Genomic DNA, 2,336 nt, shown 5'->3' on the forward strand with positions numbered 1-2,336 from the left:
GCCTTTTTTTTTGCCCGCCTCCCAAGCGCTGGCGCCGGCGTCGCGGCGAAGGCGTGACCTTCGACCTATGTCCCCGGGCGGGGGAAGGTCCAGAATCGGGCGCCCGCCGCGATGTCGACGGCCCCCCTTTCCGCACCTTTCTAGCCCACCCGGGCCTGGAGCCTTACGTGACCCTTGCTTCCCTCAAACCCCTCGCCCTCGCCCTTGCGGTCACGGTGGCCCTCGCCGCCTGCCAGACGACCGGAGCGCCGGTGGAAACCGCCGCTGCGCCTGAAGCCGCCCAGCCGGTGGTCGACCTGGCGGCGCTGAAGACGCCCATCATCGCCTTCCAGTCGTCCGACCTCGACGCCGGCATCAGCGCCTGCACCGACCTCAACGGCTTCGTCAACGGCAAGTGGCTTGCCGCCAACCCGGTGCCGGCCGACCGCACCACCTGGGGCAGCTTCGAGCTGCTGGCCGAGCGCTCGCTGGAAATCCAGCAGGCCCTGGTCACCAGCCTCGCCGCCAAGACCGACGCCTCGGGCACGCAGAAGCTGATCGGCGACGTCTGGGCCACCGGCATGGACGAGACGGCGATCAACGCCGCCGGCCTGGCGCCGATCCAGCCGATGCTCGACGAAATCGCCGCACTTGATTCGGGCGAGGCCATCGCCGCCTTCCTGATGAAGAGCTATGCCAAGGGCCAGTCCTACGTGTTCGGCTTCGGCCCGAGCCCGGACTTCAAGAACTCCACCCTCAACATCGCCTATGCCGGCCAGGCCGGCCTGGGCCTGCCCGACACCACGTATTACTCCGACGACAAACACGCCGACATCCGCGTCGCTTACGTCGCCCATCTGGCCAGCACGCTCAAGCTGGCCGGCGCCGACGACGCCACCGCCGCTGCGCAGGCCGCCGACGTGATGGCCTTCGAGACGCGCCTGGCCAAGGCGTCGATGTCCAGCGAACAGCTCTCGCGCGACGTGTCGCTTTACTACAACCCGGTGAGCATCGACGACGCCGACGCACTGACCCCGAACTTCAAGTGGTCGTCGTTCTTCGAGGCGCAGGGCCTGGCCCGGCCGGACATGTTCTCGCTGGCCCAGCCCGACTTCCACAAGGAAGTGAACGCCATGCTGGCCGACGTGCCGGCCGCTACCTGGCAGGCCTACCTGCGCGTGCAGACCATCGACAACGCCGCGCCCTTCCTGGCCGACGCCTTTGCCCAGGAGAACTTCAACTTCTACGGCAAGACCCTGCGCGGCCAGCAGGAAATGCAGCCGCGCTGGAAGCGCGTGCTCAACACCATCAACGGCCAGATGGGCGAAGCGCTGGGCAAGGAATACGTCGAGGTGGCGTTCTCGCCCGAGGCCAAGGAGCGCATGCAGACCCTGGTGACGAACCTGGGCGAGGCGCTGAAGGTGCGCATCGAGGGCCTTGAGTGGATGGGCGCGGAAACCAAGGAAAAGGCGCTGGAGAAGTGGGCCGCCTTCACCCCCAAGATCGGCTACCCGGACAAGTGGCGCGACTGGAGCGGCCTGCAGACCGACCGCACCAGCTTCGTGGGCAACCTGATGGCCACCAACGAGTTCAACTACAAGTTCAACCTGGCCAAGATCGGCCAGCCGGTGGACAAGACCGAATGGGGCATGAGCCCGCAGACGGTGAACGCGTACTACAACCCGCTGGCCAACGAGATCGTATTCCCGGCCGCCATCCTGCAGCCGCCGTTCTTCGACGCCAACGCCGACGACGCGCTCAACTACGGCGGCATCGGCGCGGTGATCGGCCACGAAATGATCCACGGCTACGACGACCAGGGCAGCCGCTTCGACGCCAAGGGCAACTTCGCCAACTGGTGGAGCGACAAGGACAAGACCGGCTTTGAACAGCGCACCAGCCAGCTGGTGGAACAGTTCAACGGCTACGAGTCCATCGAAGGCCTGCACGTGAACGGCAAGCTGACCCTGGGCGAGAACATCGCCGACCTGGGCGGCCTGGCCGTGGCCTACGACGCCCTGCAGCGTGAGCTCACCAACAAGCGCGTGGCCGAGATCGACGGCTACGGCCCGGACCAGCGCTTCTTCATGAACTGGGCCACCGTGTGGCGTCGCAACTTCAAGCCCGAAGAGCTCAAGGTGCGCCTGACCACCGACTCGCACGCCCCCGCCAACTTCCGTGCCATCGGCGCGCCGTCGAACATGCCGGCGTACGCGCAGGCCTTCGACTGCAAGGCCGGTGACCCGATGGTGCGCTCGGGCGACGCCAAGATCGCCATCTGGTAAGCGTAAAACGGCGGTTCAGACCCAGGAAAACGGGCCCGCCCCGGCCCCGGCGTGTGTGGTTTTTGGTGGGTT

The 2,336-nt window shown here is 66.7% G+C and carries 1 protein-coding gene; it reads left to right on the plus strand.

The window, feature by feature from the left end; translation table 11 throughout:
- Positions 1-167: 167 nt before the first annotated feature.
- Complete coding sequence (locus tag K0M70_RS11920; protein ID WP_290782206.1) at positions 168-2,264, plus strand: M13-type metalloendopeptidase; 2,097 nt, start codon at positions 168-170, stop codon at positions 2,262-2,264.
- The last annotated feature ends 72 nt before the right edge of the window (positions 2,265-2,336 follow it).

The organism is Arenimonas sp., assembly GCF_019459675.1.
GTDB lineage: Bacteria > Pseudomonadota > Gammaproteobacteria > Xanthomonadales > Xanthomonadaceae > Arenimonas.